16 protein-coding genes and 1 pseudogene are annotated in these 18511 nt (G+C 36.3%); 7 read left to right on the forward strand and 10 right to left on the reverse strand.

The features are described 5' to 3' along the window. Positions 1 to 117, forward strand: a pseudogene (locus MM239_RS21290) (IS30 family transposase); the annotation flags it as partial. Positions 118 to 888: 771 nt separating this feature from the next. Here the strand turns inward: MM239_RS21290 and MM239_RS21225 are convergent. Then, a complete protein-coding gene (locus MM239_RS21225) occupies positions 889 to 1068 on the reverse strand; it encodes a hypothetical protein (protein WP_394801515.1) in 180 nt (59 codons plus the stop codon). Positions 1069 to 1782: 714 nt separating this feature from the next. Between MM239_RS21225 and MM239_RS16905 the strand changes: the two genes are divergently transcribed. The 3 genes from MM239_RS16905 to MM239_RS16915 all read left to right on the forward strand — a co-directional run bounded on the left by MM239_RS16905 (position 1783) and on the right by MM239_RS16915 (position 4499). Continuing rightward, positions 1783 to 3027 (forward strand): M57 family metalloprotease, encoded by a 1245-nt coding sequence (locus MM239_RS16905; RefSeq protein WP_241349434.1) that lies wholly within the window; start codon positions 1783 to 1785, stop codon positions 3025 to 3027. Between the two features lie 594 nt (positions 3028 to 3621). Beyond that, entirely contained in the window at positions 3622 to 4185 is a 564-nt protein-coding gene (locus tag MM239_RS16910; RefSeq protein WP_241349435.1) for an IS1595 family transposase, read from the forward strand. A 59-nt stretch (positions 4186 to 4244) separates the two neighbouring features. After that, entirely contained in the window at positions 4245 to 4499 is a 255-nt protein-coding gene (locus tag MM239_RS16915; RefSeq protein WP_241349436.1) for a hypothetical protein, read from the forward strand. Positions 4500 to 4687: 188 nt separating this feature from the next. Here the strand turns inward: MM239_RS16915 and msrB are convergent, their stop codons facing one another. The 4 genes from msrB to MM239_RS16935 form a co-directional block, all read right to left on the reverse strand. Further along, entirely contained in the window at positions 4688 to 5209 is a 522-nt protein-coding gene (gene msrB / locus MM239_RS16920; RefSeq protein ID WP_241349437.1) for a peptide-methionine (R)-S-oxide reductase MsrB, read from the reverse strand. Positions 5210 to 5581: 372 nt separating this feature from the next. Then, positions 5582 to 6553 carry a glycoside hydrolase family 43 protein gene (locus MM239_RS16925; protein ID WP_241349438.1) on the reverse strand — a complete coding sequence of 324 codons (972 nt, stop codon included), beginning with the start codon at positions 6551 to 6553 and terminating at the stop codon, positions 5582 to 5584. A gap of 67 nt (positions 6554 to 6620) precedes the next feature. Further along, the gene (locus MM239_RS16930) at positions 6621 to 7655 is read right to left on the reverse strand and encodes a glycoside hydrolase family 43 protein (RefSeq protein ID WP_241349439.1); all 1035 of its coding nucleotides are present in this window, start codon (positions 7653 to 7655) and stop codon (positions 6621 to 6623) included. Positions 7656 to 7664: 9 nt separating this feature from the next. Then, positions 7665 to 8690, reverse strand: a complete 1026-nt coding sequence (locus tag MM239_RS16935; RefSeq protein WP_241349440.1) for a glycoside hydrolase family 43 protein — start codon at positions 8688 to 8690, stop codon at positions 7665 to 7667. A 455-nt stretch (positions 8691 to 9145) separates the two neighbouring features. Here MM239_RS16935 and rfbA point away from each other — a divergent pair, with 455 nt between their 5' ends. Together rfbA and MM239_RS16945 are read left to right on the forward strand one after the other, a co-directional pair. Next, entirely contained in the window at positions 9146 to 10030 is an 885-nt protein-coding gene (gene rfbA, locus MM239_RS16940; protein WP_241349441.1) for a glucose-1-phosphate thymidylyltransferase RfbA, read from the forward strand. 29 nt (positions 10031 to 10059) lie between these two features. Next, positions 10060 to 10578 carry a cupin domain-containing protein gene (locus MM239_RS16945; RefSeq protein WP_241349442.1) on the forward strand — a complete coding sequence of 173 codons (519 nt, stop codon included), beginning with the start codon at positions 10060 to 10062 and terminating at the stop codon, positions 10576 to 10578. Between the two features lie 193 nt (positions 10579 to 10771). On the opposite strand, the gene MM239_RS16950 is transcribed toward MM239_RS16945, so the two are convergent. The 3 genes from MM239_RS16950 to rluF all read right to left on the reverse strand — a co-directional run bounded on the left by MM239_RS16950 (position 10772) and on the right by rluF (position 13184). Next, complete coding sequence (locus tag MM239_RS16950) at positions 10772 to 11449, reverse strand: OmpA family protein (RefSeq protein ID WP_241349443.1); 678 nt, start codon at positions 11447 to 11449, stop codon at positions 10772 to 10774. A gap of 25 nt (positions 11450 to 11474) precedes the next feature. Then, positions 11475 to 12233, reverse strand: coding sequence for a hypothetical protein (locus MM239_RS16955; RefSeq protein ID WP_241349444.1), 759 nt, complete (start codon positions 12231 to 12233; stop codon positions 11475 to 11477). Positions 12234 to 12446: 213 nt separating this feature from the next. Further along, complete coding sequence (gene rluF, locus MM239_RS16960) at positions 12447 to 13184, reverse strand: 23S rRNA pseudouridine(2604) synthase RluF (protein WP_241349445.1); 738 nt, start codon at positions 13182 to 13184, stop codon at positions 12447 to 12449. A gap of 115 nt (positions 13185 to 13299) precedes the next feature. On the opposite strand from rluF, the gene MM239_RS16965 reads away from it, so the two are divergent. Beyond that, a complete protein-coding gene (locus MM239_RS16965) occupies positions 13300 to 13722 on the forward strand; it encodes a hypothetical protein (RefSeq protein ID WP_241349446.1) in 423 nt (140 codons plus the stop codon). A gap of 387 nt (positions 13723 to 14109) precedes the next feature. Here the strand turns inward: MM239_RS16965 and MM239_RS16970 are convergent, their stop codons facing one another. Then, positions 14110 to 17142: an AAA family ATPase gene (locus MM239_RS16970; protein WP_241349447.1), complete on the reverse strand. Its 3033-nt coding sequence runs from the start codon at positions 17140 to 17142 to the stop codon at positions 14110 to 14112. 5 nt (positions 17143 to 17147) lie between these two features. Continuing rightward, positions 17148 to 18368, reverse strand: coding sequence for a metallophosphoesterase family protein (locus MM239_RS16975; RefSeq protein WP_241349448.1), 1221 nt, complete (start codon positions 18366 to 18368; stop codon positions 17148 to 17150). Between the last annotated feature and the right edge of the window lie 143 nt (positions 18369 to 18511).

Raw genomic sequence — 18511 nt, forward strand, 5'->3', positions numbered from 1 at the left:
TGGCAACATATTCAGTGTATTGAATCCAAAATCAATAATAGACCAGTAAGAAAGTTTGATTATCTTAGTCCTATTGAATGTCTAAAGAAAAAATTAGGCGTTGCATTTATGACTTGAACATGGCGTTTTAATTAAGAATGTTATGAATTTTTAATTTAAAATTGGTTGAAGTTTCTTAAAAATGTAGTAAATACAATTTGACTATCCTCTTTTCGTGCACGTAGTGAAATTATAGATTGTTTGTATAGCGATTTGTTATTCTACTGATTATAATTGTTGCCTTATAATGGGTATCCACAACTTATTAAAGCTAATTTCGATATTACGGACAATACTGGGTTCTTCGTCAATTTTGGAGAATTTTAACCAGAACCAACAAGTACTATTTTCTTTTGATGGTTTCAAGCCTGTTTATCTGACCTTTAACTTGACCGTTGCTTATTGTTGACACTACAGCCTGATTTACAGCATCAAAATCCTAGTCCAGTCTTTTGGCAAAAATTTTAAGTTCTGATTGTTCTGAGGTTACCATTTCTATCCTATCTTTTAAATTCCCTTCTTTTTTGGTAGCAAAAAGCTCCCAAAATAAATGTACTAGATAGGACTGTTGTTGATTTCAGTAGCAGGAAGTCTAAAAATTTCTGATCCTCCTCTTTCAATGTCCCTGTCTTTGCCAAAACTATGAATGCTAGTTTAGAGCTGGACCATGTTTTGATAGGTTTGAGCAGACCTGGTGAGTCATCATCCCACCCCGTGGTTTTTGCAGTTTTTCAATCATTTATCAATTTATCAATTCTTTCACAGCATTGGTAATGCCTTCCATCAAAACCCAATCCTGATATGTGGTTAAATAGACTCAGATAAGTGGTGTTTTAGTTTGGTAAAGTATTAATAATTCAGATTCGAAACTGCAGAAAGTGGTCTTTTTTTTTTTGCGCCTTTTATTTCTCTTGAGATCAGGCATTCAGAAGCAAGATATTTTCTGATGGTTTTTCTGCCGGATCCAAGCTGTTTCGCTATAGATTTTATACTCTGCACCTTTTGGTGTAGTTCTTTTGCTTTCTGAATTTTAAACTGTTTATGTTATATTTTGATAGGATCGTACGAGATGTGTATCCAATTGTAAAAAAGGAGAATCCCTAAGAATTAAAGAAAACATTAATTAAGAATAAAAATGACTTTAATGCAATGTTAGTCCTCAATTCCTGATCAAAAAACTAGATAACTTAGAGGAGCAATTTAACTGATACATGCACCTTTATCTTTTTTTTATACCTAAGTCTTGCAGATTCTCAATTTCACTTTGCTAAACGTAATTTATATTCGGGAGCTGTTTGCCTATTCCAGTTTTTATGGTAATGAAAAAAAGTTTGTTTATTGAATTTAGAGACTTGATTCACGTCCTTCTTTAGAACTTTACTTTCAGATTATTAATTCATACAATTTTGTCCATGGACTTTTTTATCATCCCAAGTAATTTTAGTTTATAATTTCATTGAAATATCTGATTGTGTGATTTAAATCTATTAATCTTTATAGTCTTGCAGGTGATTTTTTTATTACAAAGAAAATTATTCAGAATGCAGAAAATTATAAGATTTAACTTTGAAAGAACTAGTTTTTAATCATTAAATCTTTGGTGATTCGCATTGAAAAAAATAAGAATTCTATGCTTAGTATCACAAATAATATATCAAATATTAAATATAATAAAAAAAAAATAATAAAAAATAAATAAAAAAAATTATATTTATTAAAGTGTTCAACCAAACCATAAACATAATGAAAGAGATAACTACAAAAATTTTCAGCCTGCTTGTAATTGTAAGCTTGATGGTCGCTTGCGGCTTAGATGAATCAATGGAAAATGATATTATTGGCGAAATTGAGGAAAAGTCAATTATAAACCAAGATCCTATTTTAAGAGATTTTTTAAAAAATCATAGTATCGAAAATGTGAAAATTGATAGATGGGAGGATGGTTACATATTGGATAATTGTTTATATGTAAGTGATGACGAATTACTTGAGAGATCAAAAATTGAATCACCGAGACATTTTGGAAATGAAAGAATTAATCAAGCTTATACATCATTTGGTTTAATTAATACTCCAGGAACCAGTAAAAGAAATATAACCTTTAGGTTTGCAACAAATTTTCCCTCAAGTGGATCGGGAGGAGAGTGGAAGACTGCAGCTTTGGCTGCATTCCAACATTTTTCAAATATCAGAAATATTAAATTGAGTTTTCAAGAAACGTTGAATAGTAATCAAGATATAATTCTGGAAACATTTTCTGGTGGAGGTCCAATTGCAGCTGCAAATCTCCCATTAAATGGGGCTCCTGGAAATCGAATAAGAGTAAACACTTCATATAATAATTCTTATAATCTTAACCAAAAGACAGCAGTAATGGTCCATGAAATTGGTCACATAATTGGACTTCACCACACAGATTGGCAAACCCCTTCTGCAAATCCAAATAATGTTCCAGGAATATTAATTAATGGTACTTGGAATGAAGATTCATATTCAATAATGAATCACATATATAATGGACAGCCGTTTAATTGGTTTGCATGGTTAGATCTTTTAGCTATTAGAAATATATATCCACTTGATCTTAACGAGAAACCTGCATATTCTTATGTCCATTCAACAACCTTAAAATGGAATTGGTTTAGCACTTGGCAAGGTTATGGTTTTTCAAACTTTCAGTACCATGGGGTAAATGGGTATGTCTACTTAGACCAAAGACCTAACACGGTTCCCATTTATAAATTTTATAGTCCTGGTTCTGACTGGTATTATACGACATTGAATCCTAATGATGTTAATTTTTCTTGGACATCTCAAGGAATTCTAGGATATGGTTTCAGTCAACCAGGTCCAGGAAGAATTCCAATCTATGAATATTATTCACCAAGTATGGGATTCTTTTTCTCAACACAAAATCCTAGTCAGTATGCTATAAATTATGGTTTTACTTTATCAAGAATTGCATACTATGTTTTATCCCTAGAGTAAATTTAAATGACTCATTTCTTTAATTTCTATTTATCATAGGGCTTGATAAATTTGGGGATTTGGATTATCGAAAGCGCTTCTGAAAAAAGTGAATTGAAATTATTTGAGTCAAATAAACAGTTATTGACCGAAATTTCTTCTAAAGTGTGCGAAGCATAAACTCATAAAGATAGTCCTGAGTTATTCTGTGTGTAATCAAATGGTAAGTTTGCTTGTTTTTTTTTAGTTCACTAATATTGAAATGAACCCACTTGCCTCAGAAGTTATCTTCTATGTTTTAGAAGGTACCTTTAACATTGATATTAGCACAAGCTCTCATATTTTAGAAATAATGAAACTCTTCTTTTTTAGGCACAGTGTTTTTATCAATAATTTCTTTGATAAAGACCTGTGCCATTTTTGTTATCAGGTTCTTAATTTTCATTCATCTTAAAAAATTATATAACTCCTCCGAATTTGGCGAGGTGTTAAATTCGGGAGTGTTGTATATTAAAAAATATGACTCTCCGTGATTTTACACGTAGCTGAATATTCTATAACTGCTAGCGTCAACTAGTTTCTCAAAAGTATGTTAGTTGAAGATAATTTAGAATCATGAACATTATTGACTTTATAACCCATTTCCCAGACGAAGAGAGTTGTGAGAAATTTCTGAAAGCATACAGGGAAAAGGAAGGAGTTTACTGCAAAACATGTAGCAGTTTCACTAGACAATATTGGTTTAGTGGAAAGAAATTCTTCGGATGCAGTAAATGCAGAAGAAGGACTTCTTTAAAAGCAGGAACAATAAATGGAATCCAGTATTCTTACATTGCACACTTGGTTTACGGCTTTTCTGTTGAAGGGTTTGTTAATGAGGCAATAGATAAAGAATCGGTATTAATCACGGATAAAAATCAGGCTTATGTTAGTTTGGAGAGGTTTGTAGAATATCGTATAAAACTGAAATCATCTGAAAAATCGACAAATGATGAGCTGAATTGGGTTCACACAGCTATAAGTAATCTGAAAAAGAATCTATTGGGTATTTACCATTTGGTTACAGAAAAATACCTACAGAATTATCTTGATGAATTTGTCTACAAGCTAAACAGAAGGTATTTTGGTGAAAAGTTATTTGACAGACTAATTATCGCAGCTATTCAAACATACGTGTAAGATTATGGATAGTCATAAAAAATAATTCTTTTTTACAGAAAGGAGTCAATGAAAATATAGTGGAAAAATACGATAGGGAAAATCAAACCGAATGGGTGGAATTCGTAGAATCCTTGGCTAGGTATGCTGCAATTTTTGATTCCGATTACAAATTGCTTCAAGACGATATAGATCTCCCACCAGGAACTATTTCAACCCCAGTAGTTAATAAAGAAGAACTAATCTTGATCCATAAAAATCAAAAGATCCTTGGAGAAGAAGATTGGAATACATACTATTTATTACAACTTAAGGATAGAAACCTAATGAATTGATCAAGCCAGTTTAGAATTAAAATTGTTTAAAGCACACGATTAATAATGAATTTTTTAGGCCAGCATCCTTTTGGTCTATAGTGAAACTAACGCTATTTATAGTGATTTCTGGAGATATTTGTGAGTTTGTTTAAGCTGAGGCATGAGCTGTTAAGCGCCCATGATGAAATCTAACTTTAATTATGCTATTATTTCATCTTAGGCTTTTCTTTTCCTCCTTCTTTACTTTTTTCAAAGGACAAAGCACCAGAATTGACGCAATATCGTTGCCCTGTGGCAGTAGGGCCATCATCAAAAATATGGCCGAGGTGTCCACCACATTTAGCACAGGTGATTTCTGTTCGTCTCATTCCATAGCTGTTATCTTCTGTTTGAATGATCTTTCCTCCAGCGATTTCTTTGTCGAAACTTGGCCAGCCACAATCAGAGTCAAACTTCATATCGTCAGTAAACAAGGCCTCACCACAACCTGCACAGTGATAAGTTCCTTTTTCTTTGGTAAATACAAACTCACCTGTAAATGGGGCTTCGGTTCCTTTTTCTCGAAGAATATAATATTGCTCCGGAGAAAGTTTAGCTTTCCATTCAGCTTCAGAAAGCTTTGTCTTGGAAGAAGGTAAAGTAGTTTTTTCACTTTTTGTATTTTGTGCCCAGCAGCTGGTATTAGTGAGTGCCACAAGGCATAGTAGAAGTGTGATAAGCTTTTTCATGTTTTTTTAAATTTATAAGTAGAATACTATTTGTTTGAGAATAGATACTTTATTAAATCAACGACACAAGTGTATTCAGTAATATGAGTAAACCTTCCATAAGATAGCCTAGGGGTTTTTGTCTTTGGTAAATTAAAATCTCCTAGAAATCATAACAAATTTTTTCAAGCACTTGTTGGTTCAAGTTTACTTTTTAACCAAATCAATGTTCTGTGGAGACATACGAACTAGGAGCATTGAAGAGTTTACATGAAGTAGTCTAAAATCTTCTAACTTAGAATTTAAAAATTAATAGTCAAGTGAAAATTGTAATAGAGAGATTAGAAAACGGGTTAGTCTTCCTAAAAAACTAACCCGTATTTTTTTTTGATTTTACTTGATGGCCTCTACTCCTTCCGTAGTCATTACAATTCGTTGGATGGTTCCATCTTCATTGTAGTGTAGTTTGTCTATGCATACTGACCTGCTGTAGCTTCCTCCGTCTGTATTTATCCCACCGTTATGGTAGAGGAAGTACCATTCACCCTTGTACTCAATCACACCTTGGTGGTTGGTATTGCTGTTCCCAGCGATTTCATTTAGAATTCCTTTGTACTCGTATGGTCCTTCGATGTTGTCGGCCATTGCATAGGCGATTTTTTCAGGGAATTCGGTCGCGTATGTGAGATAGTACTTGTTGTCTTTTTTGTGAATCCATGGAGCTTCTGTAAATGAAAACCCTTCAAATTTGACTTGCTTGACCTCACCATCTATTGAGATCATATCTTCATTTAATTTGGCATAGTAACATTCTCTATTTCCCCAAAAGATCCAAGCTTGTCCATCCTCATCGATGAAGGTGGCGGGATCTATACATGCCCAAGAATGGGTGGAAGCAAAGCAGTCTTCATTGGTCAGCAAGGGTTTTCCCAGCGCATCCTTGAATGGGCCTGCTGGGTTATCGGCCACAGCAACCCCTATTCCCGTCCAATTGGTGCTGATATAATAGTAGTACTTTCCATCTTTTTCCTGAACATGTCCTGCAAAAGCATCACCACTTTCTGCCCATTCAAAATCTGTAATTTTTAAAGGAACAGGATATTCGGTCCAGTTTTGCAAATCTGTAGTTGAAAAAACAAGCCAATCTTTCATCTTGTAGTTGGTCTGATTACCTTCATAATCATGACTGGTATAGAGCCATAAGGTGTCGTTTTTGATGATTGCAGCTGGATCAGCAGTGAATTTGTGCTTGATGATTGGGTTTCCTTTAGACTTGAATCTATGGAAATCATCTTGGGCTGAGGCAGAAGCTAAGATTAGCACGGTAAGGGCTGATAAGCATGCCTTTTTAAATGTCTTTTTCATGGTGTTTCTAGGTTTATTGATTGTTTGTCTCGATGCTTATTGATTGTAGACATTAGCTTGATCATAGTTATTCATTATTGTTTTTGGAGTTAGAAAATTGGATGTGCTTTCCCCATTTTGACTTTAATAGTGCTAATTCATTTTTTGTCAAACTGATCACACTACCATGCCGTGGGTGAAAATCTTTGACAAATGATTCAGTTTCTTTACTGAATTTTTCTAAATCTTTGCTTCTTTGGAATTCGTATCGTTGGTTAGCATACAAATCGTACATCAAAATGTATTCATTTTCGTTGTTAAGCTTAAAAATGGATGAACCTTCTACCACTATAGGTTGCTCAGAATATGCATCTATGTATTCAAAGTCCTCCTGCCATATACCAAATAGACTTTTTGATTTGGCTCTTTGAATTCCATTTTTCACCTCTATTCCATTTTCATCTTTTGTATTTCCTTTAAAGAAAAAGTGATAATAATCATCTTTAAATACGATGTCACCGTCTATACCGCCATATTTAGGACTGAACATTAAGACTGGAACGGATTCAAGTCCTGTGAAATCTTCTTTAGCGTAAGCTCCATAAAAATCAAGTTTTTCATTATGATGAAATCTTACTGTAAAATAAACTAGGTATTTACCAGCAACATGGTCGTAAATGGTCTGCGGAGCCCAAACCCATTTGACATTTTTAAATGCCTCTGGATAAGTATTTTCTAGGTCTATCCAACTGTGATCCCAATCTATCAAGTTGGAAGACTTCATCAAGATAATCCCTGGATTACTATCCCACCCATTTTTCATAGTAAACATGTCAGTTGCTACCATGAAAAACCCACTTTGATCTTCTTTTCTTAAAATATGCGGATCTCTAATTCCTCCCGATTGAGAAATAATTTCCGAATCAATTATTGGTTTATTATCATTCAAAGCATGCCAATGAATAGCATCCATACTAATTGCAAATCGCAGTTGTTCTTGCATTTCTCGATTTCCTTGTCCTTCAAAATAGGTAAAAAGATAACCTTCATAGGGCTTATTGGTGTTACTTGATTGGCAAGAAATCAGTATGGAAAGTATAATTATATATCCGAAATTTTTCATCTTTTGATATTAAGCTGGATCGACTCCTTCAGTTGTCATGATTACTCTCTGAAGTGTTCCGTCGGGATTGTAATGAAGGTAATCAATACAAACAGATCTTCTGTAGCTTCCTCCATCGGTTGGGATGCTTCCATTGTGATAGATGAAATAATCTTTTCCTTTATAAGTTATGATTGCTTGGTGGTTTGTATTTGAGTTTCCAGCAACTTCATTGAGTATCCCTTTGAATTCCCAAGGTCCAGTGATACTTTTACTCATAGCATAAGCTGTTTTTTCAGGGAATTGATAGGCATAAGAAAGGTAGTACCAATCACCTTTTTTGTGAACCCATGGAGCTTCTGTGAAATTCGGCAGAGGAATTTGGTTTATTTCACCTTCCAATTCGATAAGGTTAGGTTTTAATTTTGACCAATAGGCAATGGTATTTCCCCAGAATATATAGGCTTGTCCTTGTCCATCTGGTGAGTTGGCATCTTCATCAATAAATACAGCCGGGTCAATGTCATCCCAACTGATTTCGGTATCAGTGGTCATATCATTGGTGACCAATGCCGACCCTAGCGCATCTTTCCAAGGACCTACTGGACTATCTGATACTGCTACTCCAATCGCTTTTCCAGGGATTTCTTTGTGTGTTACGGTAACATACCAATAGAATTTACCATTTTGCTCAATCGTATGTGCTGCCCATGCATCACCAGATGCCCAATCAAATGTCTCTACAACATTTAAGGAAGCTCTTTCTTCCCAATTTACCATATCTGTTGAAGAATAAATTAGCCACTCATTCATTTCGTAAAACTCTTTTCTTGCGGGAGCTTCATCATGGCCCACATATAGGTAGACGGTATCATTATAAACCAAAGCAGCTGGATCAGCAGTGTATTTTTCGGTAATCACTGGATTACCCACACGATTTGATACAGCTACCTTACTTTGATCATGAGTAGTTGATTGGTCTTTGCTTGAATTGTTGCAAGAAGCGAATGCTAAAATGCACATTACTAAGCAAGAGTTTTTAATGTTCTTTTTCATAAATTGAATGAATCAGGGTTTAGGGTTTTATTATTGATAGGCAATTTAAAAATATAAGTGTAAAAAATACAATTATTAAATAAAATTTGATTTTTTCAAAAGCTGCAATTGCTAATGAGCCATAAAAACAACAATTCAAGACTCAAGACTTGAAAATTTCTCTAATCTTCCTCCTTCATTTTTACCCATTAATCATCTTTCCTCCTTCCCCTTTCAGGAATTCATCTCGTCTCTTTTTCTACTCTAAACTGTAGATGAACTGTACTTTGTACATTGTATATTATACTTTTATACCTCAATAATACTATCTTTGAAGCTCTTTGAAAGTACTGCTTTAAAATTGCAGAAAGAATAAATGAATAAATGATACTGCTGTTTATGTTGAGTTAAGGCAAAGCGATAACTTACAGTGAAGGCCTCTGTCAAAACAATGTGATCATAGAAAATATAAAAATATGAAAGGAATAATTTTAGCTGGTGGGTCTGGAACGAGGCTTTTTCCTATTACCAAAGGGACGTCAAAGCAACTACTGGCAGTGTATGATAAACCTATGGTTTATTATCCATTGTCCGTATTGATGCTAGCTGGTATCAGAGAGGTTTTGATTATTTCAACACCAGATGATCTTCCAAACTTTGAAAAACTTTTTGGTGATGGCTCAGAACTCGGATTGAGCTTGTCTTATGCTGTACAGCCTAGTCCGGATGGACTAGCGCAGGCATTTATCATTGGCGAAGAGTTTATTGGAGACGATTCTGTATGTTTGGTGCTTGGGGATAATATTTTTTACGGACACGGACTTACTGAACTGCTTCGCAAATCTAAAGTTGCAGCTGAGGAAAAGGGAGAGGCTACCATATTCGGATATTATGTCAATGACCCAGAAAGATACGGCGTTGCTGAATTTGACCAAGAAGGGAATGTGTTAAGTATTGAGGAAAAACCTGCTGAACCAAAAAGTAGCTATGCAGTCATTGGCTTATATTTCTATCCCAATTCAGTGATCAGGGTAGCAAAAGAAATCAAGCCTAGCTCAAGAGGAGAGTTGGAAATCACCACAGTAAACCAGACTTACCTTAAAGAAGCCAATCTCAAGGTGGAACTGATGGGAAGGGGCTATGCTTGGCTTGATACTGGTACCCATGAGTCCATGTTAGAGGCCTCAAACTTTATCCATACGATCGAGAAGAGGCAAGGATTGAAAGTTGCCTGCTTGGAAGAAATTGCCTATGAACTGGGGTACATTTCTAGAGAGCAAGTATTGAAGCTAGCAGAACCTCTTAAGAAAAATGATTACGGAAAGTATCTCATCAAGCGTGTGGAACAGATAAAAAAATAAAAATCTATCAATAACTTAATAAAAAAACTATGCTTACCTATCAACCTAATGCCTCATCAAATAAGGCCGAGATTTTTAATGAAGTCAAGTCACATATCGAATCACTTGGATTTGCTGTAGTAGATCAAGATGATACAAGACCTTGGGGTGCTTTTTTGGTAATTGATCCAAATCAAATTGAGGCTTTTCAGAAGCATTTCTTCGGAGAAGTAACCCTTAGTTTTGACAGTGAGCTTTCATACAGTCCAAAAATTCTTTTGGTAGCACCTACTCAAAAACTTTCATGGCAATATCACTATAGAAGATCAGAGCTTTGGAAACTTGTAGCAGGAGAAGCAGCGATAGCCAGATCTATGGATGATACTGAGTCTGAGGCTGACAAAATGGAAATGGATGGTTTGGTAAAACTTGCACAAGGAGAGCGTCATCGCCTAATTGGTCTTGATGGTTGGGGTGTGGTTGCAGAAATATGGGTTCACACAGATCCTAAACAACCTTCTGATGAATCTGATATTGTGAGGTTACAGGATGATTATTCCAGAAAATGATTTGAAAATGTGCTTTTAAGCTGGTTTACCTGAGCCTTTTTCATCAAGCCCTAAATATTGGTTTTAAATTATTAAATGTTTGAGCATTAAAAAGGGTACAGAAGTAACATTGAACATAGCTTTAAAACAAAAATCCCTTGGCGATCATAGATGCCAAGGGATTTTCTTTTTTTGGGATCAATAGGTATTTTAATTAGTTGATATCTCCGCTTTCAGCTTTTTCGATCAGTTGATCATTTGCTGTGATAAGGATTTCAACCCTTCTGTTTTTTGCCCTACCTTCGTCAGTGTCGTTGCTTGCCACTGGCTTATCAAAAGAATAACCAATTGTTGTGATCCTGTCGCTGGCCACACCTTGCATTTTAAGGTAGTTCATCACAGAACCTGCTCTTCTTTCAGATAGACCTAGGTTATAGTTATAGGATCCTCTGCTGTCCGTGTGACCCTCTATAGAAAGATCGGTGTCAGGATACTCTTTCAAGATTTCGGCAAACTTCATGATGTTCTCTTGAGCTTGAGGGGTCAAAGAATAGGAATCGAAGCCAAATAAGATGCCTGAGTCAAATGTAAGCTTAATAGCTTCTCCAACTCTTTCTACTTCTGCATCTTTTACTTCTTCTTCGATTTTTTTGGCTTGCTTATCCATGTAGATTCCAATAGCCGCTCCAGCAGCTCCACCTACCACAGCACCGATAGCTGCACCTTTGCCAGCTTGACCACTTTTGTTTCCAAGTACTGCTCCTAGTGCTCCACCAGCGCCACCACCGATGGCTGCACCTTTTTCTGTATTGTTCCAGCTAGCACAGCTGAAAAGAAAAACTGCTCCTAAAATCTGAGCAAAAATACTCTTAATAAATCTTGGCTTTCTCATAGCGAAATGTAAATAATATAGTTGGTTACAAATTTAAGAAACCTTCTTTGATGCGAGAGACCGCATCGTAGGAGGAGTCAATATTGTAAATGCCTTTCCCAAATTCGTGCCAAAACCCATCTCCACAATCAATGTATGTCCCTCTTTTACTAGGCTTATTTTCTTTTACTTTGTCATAATCGTAGTCAGGTAAGAAAACATTCGAAAGTAAGTCTTTGGTTTTCTCCCAGTTAAGTTGCTTTTCCTGACCATTGATATTCGCAACGGCTTTTCTTACTGAAAATTTCATAGTCAAAGAAATTTCCAAAGATTTTTCTGAATCAATGTAAAGAAAGTTTACGTTTAGAGGGGCTTCCTTTTCACTGGTTTCAAAAATAGCCTGAATCAATTCTTGTGCTTCATATTGCCAATCTTCTTGATTCAGGGGAATAGTTCGGGTGATTTTCCCATGAATGTCCTTGGCAAGTACCCTTATTCCTCCTTCTTCTTCCTCAAGTTTTTTGTTTGACCATTTGGATTGGGTATATAATTTCTTGATCGGAGCTACCCAAGCATTGTGTAGTTCGCCCTTCCAGTGATAATCATCCTCAAGGGTAAATCCCTCATTCAAAATCTCCTCATCGGTCAATTCTTCCCTGTGGGTGTATTCCATATCCAAAGAGGTATTGAGGAAATTTTTTTCAAAGTTTAATTTCAGCTTAAACCTATGACTAAAAGGAGGCGGAATGCTTCCAGATTCAAAATCAATCTCTAACCTCATCAGGTCCTCTGTCTTTAAATGCATAATTTTTTATTGAAATAGGTTATTTTTCTTTGTAGTAAGTACATTGTTTCAAGTAATAAGTATTATTTATAATGTATAAAGTACCAAGTGCCAAGTGCCAAGTGCCAAGTGCCAAGTATTTGTTTTAATCAAGTTTTTAGAGTCAAAACTCAAAACTCAAGACTTAAGACACCCTCTTCATCCTTTTTAAAATCTAAAATCTAAGATTTATAATTACCCTTCCTCATGCGTTTTCGAGCTATTGGCTACCATCTGATGAATAAGTTCCATTTCCTTATTGCTCAAGTCTCGCCACTTTCCTACAGGAAGGTCGAGTTGTACATTCATGATCCTGATTCTTTTTAGCTTGGTGACTTCATAGCCTAAGTATTCACACATCCTTCTTATTTGCCTGTTCAGTCCTTGTGTAAGAATGATGTTGAACTTGTTTTTTCCAATCCTCCGAACCTTGCATGGCTTGGTCACTGTGTCTAATATCGGGATGCCATTTTCCATTCTCTTGACAAAATCATCTCCGATCGGTCGGTTGACAGTTACTACATATTCTTTTTCATGTTGGTTCCCAGCTCTCAGAATCTTGTTTACGATGTCTCCGTCACTTGTGAGAAAAATAAGTCCTTCACTTGGTTTGTCAAGCCTGCCTATTGGGAAGATCCGCTTTGGATGCTTGATATAGTCTATGATATTGTCTTTCTCGGCCTTGACGTCTGTGGTGCATACAATTCCTACAGGCTTGTTGAATGCAATGTAAACATGATCAGATTTAGGAGGGCTGATCAGTTTTCCTTTTACCCTAACTTCATCACTTGGAAGTACTTTAGTGCCCATTTCAGGTATTTTTCCATTGATAGTGACTAAGCCTTGAGCGATCAGTTTGTCTGCTTCTCTTCTCGAGCAAAAACCTACCTCACTCAGGTACTTATTGACTCGGGTGGCTGATGTCTGATCCATAGCGGTTTCATTTTCCTGCAAATTTAAGCCAATTTGTACAAAATCTACTTTGAAAGGGTATGATTATTGAGTAATTTTCAACAAATCAAATTTTCACACTTTAAATATTTAATATATGGAATTTAAGTCAGTAGGTATTTGGTTGGATTTATCCAAGGCACACTTTATAGGATATCAAGATGGTACCGCTCAATTTTTAGAAACATTGATATCTCCGCACGAGCGAATCAAAAGAGAAGAGGGAGAAGAAAATGACACCCATCAGTTTTCTCCAAATCCTGAGCATATGTCTAATAATGAATACAGGAAAAACAATATCACCCAAAATGAATTGAATGAGTATTTCAAATTGCTTGAGCAAAAAATCGCCACTTTTGAGGATGTGTTGCTTTTTGGGCCTGGAACGGCAAAAGATCAATTGAAAAACAGGGTTTCGGAAAGTAAGTCCATGAAGGATAAATGGGTGTCTGTTCAGAATGCTGATAAAATGACGGATAATCAATTATTGGCTTTTGTAAGAGATTTTTATAAGAATTAGAAATAGCATTTTTGAAAACAATGTGAACCACATATGGAGACCTTGATAAAAAATCTCGCAAATCAGGGGGAGTTCTCCAGTTTAATATAGAGCCTACTTGATATCCCCGCCACTTGTATTAAGTCGCTAGAATATCACGTAGGCTTCTTTGATTTCTACTTTTTAGTCAAAAAAATCTATTAATAAATTTATATTTTTGGTCTGTTTTCACCCGAAGTAATTCAACCTAAAAAGATTAATTCTGGATCAATTCCATAAAAATGGAACAAGTTATTTTTTAATACTCGTCCGCCTGGTAGAATCCAATATCTATTACTATCCAATACTCACTAATGTCTAAATCATGGAAATTCCTTATAGTATTAGTTTACTGGTAAACCTATTAATCTAATAGGAATATCCTACTTGGCTTCCTTTCTCAGCATCGAGTTCAACTTTCGCGAATACTTCAATCTCTTGTTGGAGTTCTTCTACATGAGAGATGATACCCACGATTCGGTTTTCATGTCTTAGCGCTTTAAGCGTTTCGAAGACTACACGCAGCGAATTTCTATCCAAGGCTCCAAAACCTTCATCGAGGAAGAAGAAGCTTTGATCGGCCTGGTTTAGTGATTTGATTTTTTCGGCCAAGGCCAAGGCTAAACAAAGTGAGGCTTGGAATGTCTGTCCCCCAGAGAGGGTTTTAAGCAACCTTCTCTTGCCTCCGTTTAGATAATCCACAACCCAAAAAGTATTGTCCTCATCTATTTCCATGCTCATGCTGTTTTTGGTGAGCTTGTTGAAGCGTATATTAGCGGTATTGCAAAGCTCTTTGAGATAAATTGAACTTACATATTTCACAAAACCACTTCCTTTGAAAAGCCTATCAAGTTCTCTAAGATTGCTTTCTCTTTGCTCTATTGTTTCGAAAGTTGCAAGTATCTTTTTCTTTTCCTTTAATTTCTCTAGAGTCTCTTTGATAGACCTGTCGATTAGCGTGAATTGTTTTTTGATATCTTCTACAGCTTTGTTTTTCTCGCTTAGAGAGATTTTTAGTTCCTCAAAAGCTTCTTGGCTGAACTGATTGATGCCTTCTGTTTTGCGGATTTCATCTATTCTCGATTGAACCAGATGTACCCGCTGCTCATAGTTTTTGATTTCGATTTCGACCTTTTCTGCATCCAAAGAATGATGAAAAAGCTGAATCAACTTCTCTTCATTTTCGAAACCGTATGTTATTTTGAGTGTCTCAAATTGATCTTGGAGTGCTTTTATCTTCTTTTTTGTGTCAGACAAAGCATTGCTATACATTTCTAGGTTTGCAGCATTGGTGGCTTGCTTGTTGCTGATTTCCAACAGGCTTTTTTGAATACCATTCAGTAGGTCTGCTGTCAGGTCTATATCATACTGAACTTTTTGAATTGTCTGCACGATTTTCTCAGCATCTTTGTCAATGAAAGGTTGACAAAAATTCCAATCTTTGATGTCACTTCTTTTGGAGTCCTGCATGGTATGAAGCGTCAGTAGCCGCTGTTCCATGGTACGGAGTTTTTGCTCTTCGGTCTCTAGATCGGTCTTATCTGCTTGCCATTGCTTTCTCCAATCTTTCAGTTGTCGGTTTTGAGTTTCTACTTTCAATATGGCACTTTCGGTATCCAGAAGAAAATGCCTGACTTCATCAATGTTTTTGTAGTCTTTAGCTTTTAGGCTTTCCTCTAGGTTTTTGATTTGAGTTTCTATTTTTTGAAAATCCTTCTGCTTAGCCTCTAGCTGTTGGTTGATATGCTCTAGCTTAAAGCCCAGTTCGGTTATTTTTTGAGATTGTTCAAAGGCTTCTTCCAGCTTGAGTTTGTCTTTTTTAATTTGCGCCTCATTCTTTTGTAGAGAAAGATTTTGCGCTTTAGCAATTAATGGGTTAGGATGCTCTATAGCACCACAGAGAGGGCATGGCTTTCCAGTTTCTAGCAAATGAACATGTCCTCCAAGACCAATTTTTTGATTTAAACTTTCTCTTTCAATCTCAAGTAATTTGATGTTGCCTTTCAAACGCTCCAACCATGTGCCAATAGATTGTTCTTCAGCGGGGATTTGATTTTGAAGTATTGAAATTTCTTGGGTAATCAGAATTTTAGATTTTTCTAACTGACTAGTCTCATCTTCGATATTTTTTATAGTCACATTCCAATTATCCCAATCTTTTACGGCGCTTTTGAGGTTTGCCAGCTGGTTGCTGTCTGGGATTTGTTGTTTGTCTAATTCCTCCTCCAGCTTGTTGATATTGGATTCTAATGCTTTTTGTATTTCTATCTTTTTCTCCAATCTTGGACGAATCAGACCTATTTGGCTATCTGCATCCTTGATTTGAAGTTGGAATTCTTTGATTTCTTTGAGTTTTTCGAGGTCTCTGATTTTGGATTCACGCTCGGGCCTTTGATTTGCTTTTTCTTTTAGCTCAGCCTCTTTTTTTTCTTTTTCAGCTATTTCTTCGGCATAGCGCTCCTTGAATTGTTCGCAGTCTATGATGCTTACCTGATATTTTTCTATTTCTTTATTTTTTTCCTCTAACTGATCCCATACAGGTTTGAGATAAGTTTTGGCTTTTAGAAAATCCTTGTAGATGGCTTTTTTATCGGCTATGGCCGATTCTTTTTCTTTTAGCTCAGCCCATTCTAACTCAAAATTTTGCAAGGATTGGTGGAGGACTTGAAGTTGTTCCTGTTTTTTAAAGGCAAGTTCAGCGTTTTCTACTTCCTTTTCCAATGCAGCTGCCCGCTCTGCAATACGTTTTATTTCGGCTTCTTTTTCTGCTAACAATTCATCGGTATACTCAGCCAAAATGTCCAAATGGGTCTGTTGAATGGTCTTTTCATGAAGTACCTTTTTTAGTAGAGAGCCTGTCTTTTGACTCAAATCAAACCTTTCAAGTCCGAAAAGCTCCTTCATCATATCAGCCCTTGGGCTCGGCTTGAGGTCTATGAATTCTTTGAATTTACCTTGAGGAATGATCACTGTTTGCTTGAAGTGCTCTTTTTTCATTCCGACGATATCCTCACCCCTCATCATCAATGGCTCAATTCCAGCGGATGTTTTGAGATAAAAGGTGTGTTCTGCAGGACGGATGTCCTCAAAGTTCTTTGAGTTACGTTTAGCTTCATATCTGGCGATATAAGTCTTGCTATTGTTGAGACCAGCTTTGAACTCAAAGCTTATGAGTAAGCTGTCGCTTTGAAGATTGACCATGCTGTTTTTTTCACCACGATCTGAAAGTCTTTCCGTGCTGCCATATAAAGCCAACAGAATGGCCTCAAGGATAGAGGATTTACCACTTCCAACAGCACCAAATATGCCAAAAAGCCCCGCGGCAGTGAGTTGATCAAAAGCAACCGTCTGCTTTTCTTTGTATGAATACAATCCTTGGATTTCGAGTTTGATAGGAATCATTGGGCTTAGTCTTGGCTGATTACTTCTTTGAACATTTCGATCAATGCTTGATTGGGAGTTTGTCCTTTTTCACTTTCATAATACATGCTGAATAGGCTCATCATATCTTTATTGAGGTCTTCTACTTTGAGGCTTAAAGACTCTTGGCCTTTGACACGAAGTATATCTGGAATCAAGTTTACAATACCGTCGTGCGCTTTCATGATAGCCTTTCTGGTGACCGCATCAATAGATTCTTCGGTAGCATAGGTGACCTCCACAAAGCAATAGGGATTTTCCTCTAGCCAAGCCAATGTTTCTGCAAGGTTATCGAACCTTTTTCTATAAAGCGGTCTTCCTGACTCCAGTGTTTTGGCTTCATATGTTACAGGCTTTTGAGCTTCTGCATGGATGATGATGACTTTCTTTTCCTGATCTGCTTCGCTAAACGAATAGGCTAGGGGAGAGCTAGAATATACAGCTGGTACGGGAGACTTACTTACTGTATGATATCGATGCAAATGGCCAAGTGCAGCATATTGAATTTGAGGGGGTATATTAGAGGTGAATAGGGCTTGAGTACCGCCTACATGTAAGATTGGGCGTTCACTTTCGGGTTCGACTTCCGGTTTTTCGCCCTCCTTTGTGAAGAAAAAATGACCTACAAATAGATTTACACCATTACTATCACAATACTTGTTAGCGAGGTCATTCCACTTTTTCTCCATAAGATTTCGCATGGCTGCTTCTCTATCTTCCTCTCCAAAATAGGTTTTGAGCAAAACTTCATTGGCATAAGGCGCCAAAATAATCCGAATAGGTGCCTGGTGAGCTGGGAGCTTGACTTCAACAAAACCTGATGCTGAATGGAGAATCTCTACCCCGTTATCCAGCTTTCCTGTGGGAATGACAGAATCATAACGACTGTAAAAGAATATTCCCATTTCCCTTGCTAGAGGATCTGGAGCTTCGACAAACTGAGTACTATCATGATTTCCTGAAATAGCGATAATCGGTCTTGCTCCATTTTTTGACAATCTTCTTAGTGTTTTGTAGAGCAGTTCTACTGCTTCATGGCTGGGGTTGAAGCTGTCAAAGATGTCTCCAGCCAATAAGACCAGGTCAATATCTTGTTCATCTGCGATTTGGATAATTTCTTCTAAAACCAACTTTTGCTCCTCCATTCTAGAGAAATCCTGTAATCTTTTGCCCAAGTGCCAATCTGCTGTGTGTAGGATTTTGATCATAAATTAAAAGTCAATGGTGTAGTTTTCAGCAAAATATAATATATTCGGCGGGTTTTTAAATTCAATATGGATTTAAAGTTAGATGCTTAGGGCTAGCATTGCAAGTCTATATTTAAATTTTGACATGAATTGGCACATAAATT

It is taken from the genome of Belliella filtrata, assembly GCF_022549775.1.
Lineage (GTDB): Bacteria > Bacteroidota > Bacteroidia > Cytophagales > Cyclobacteriaceae > Belliella > Belliella filtrata.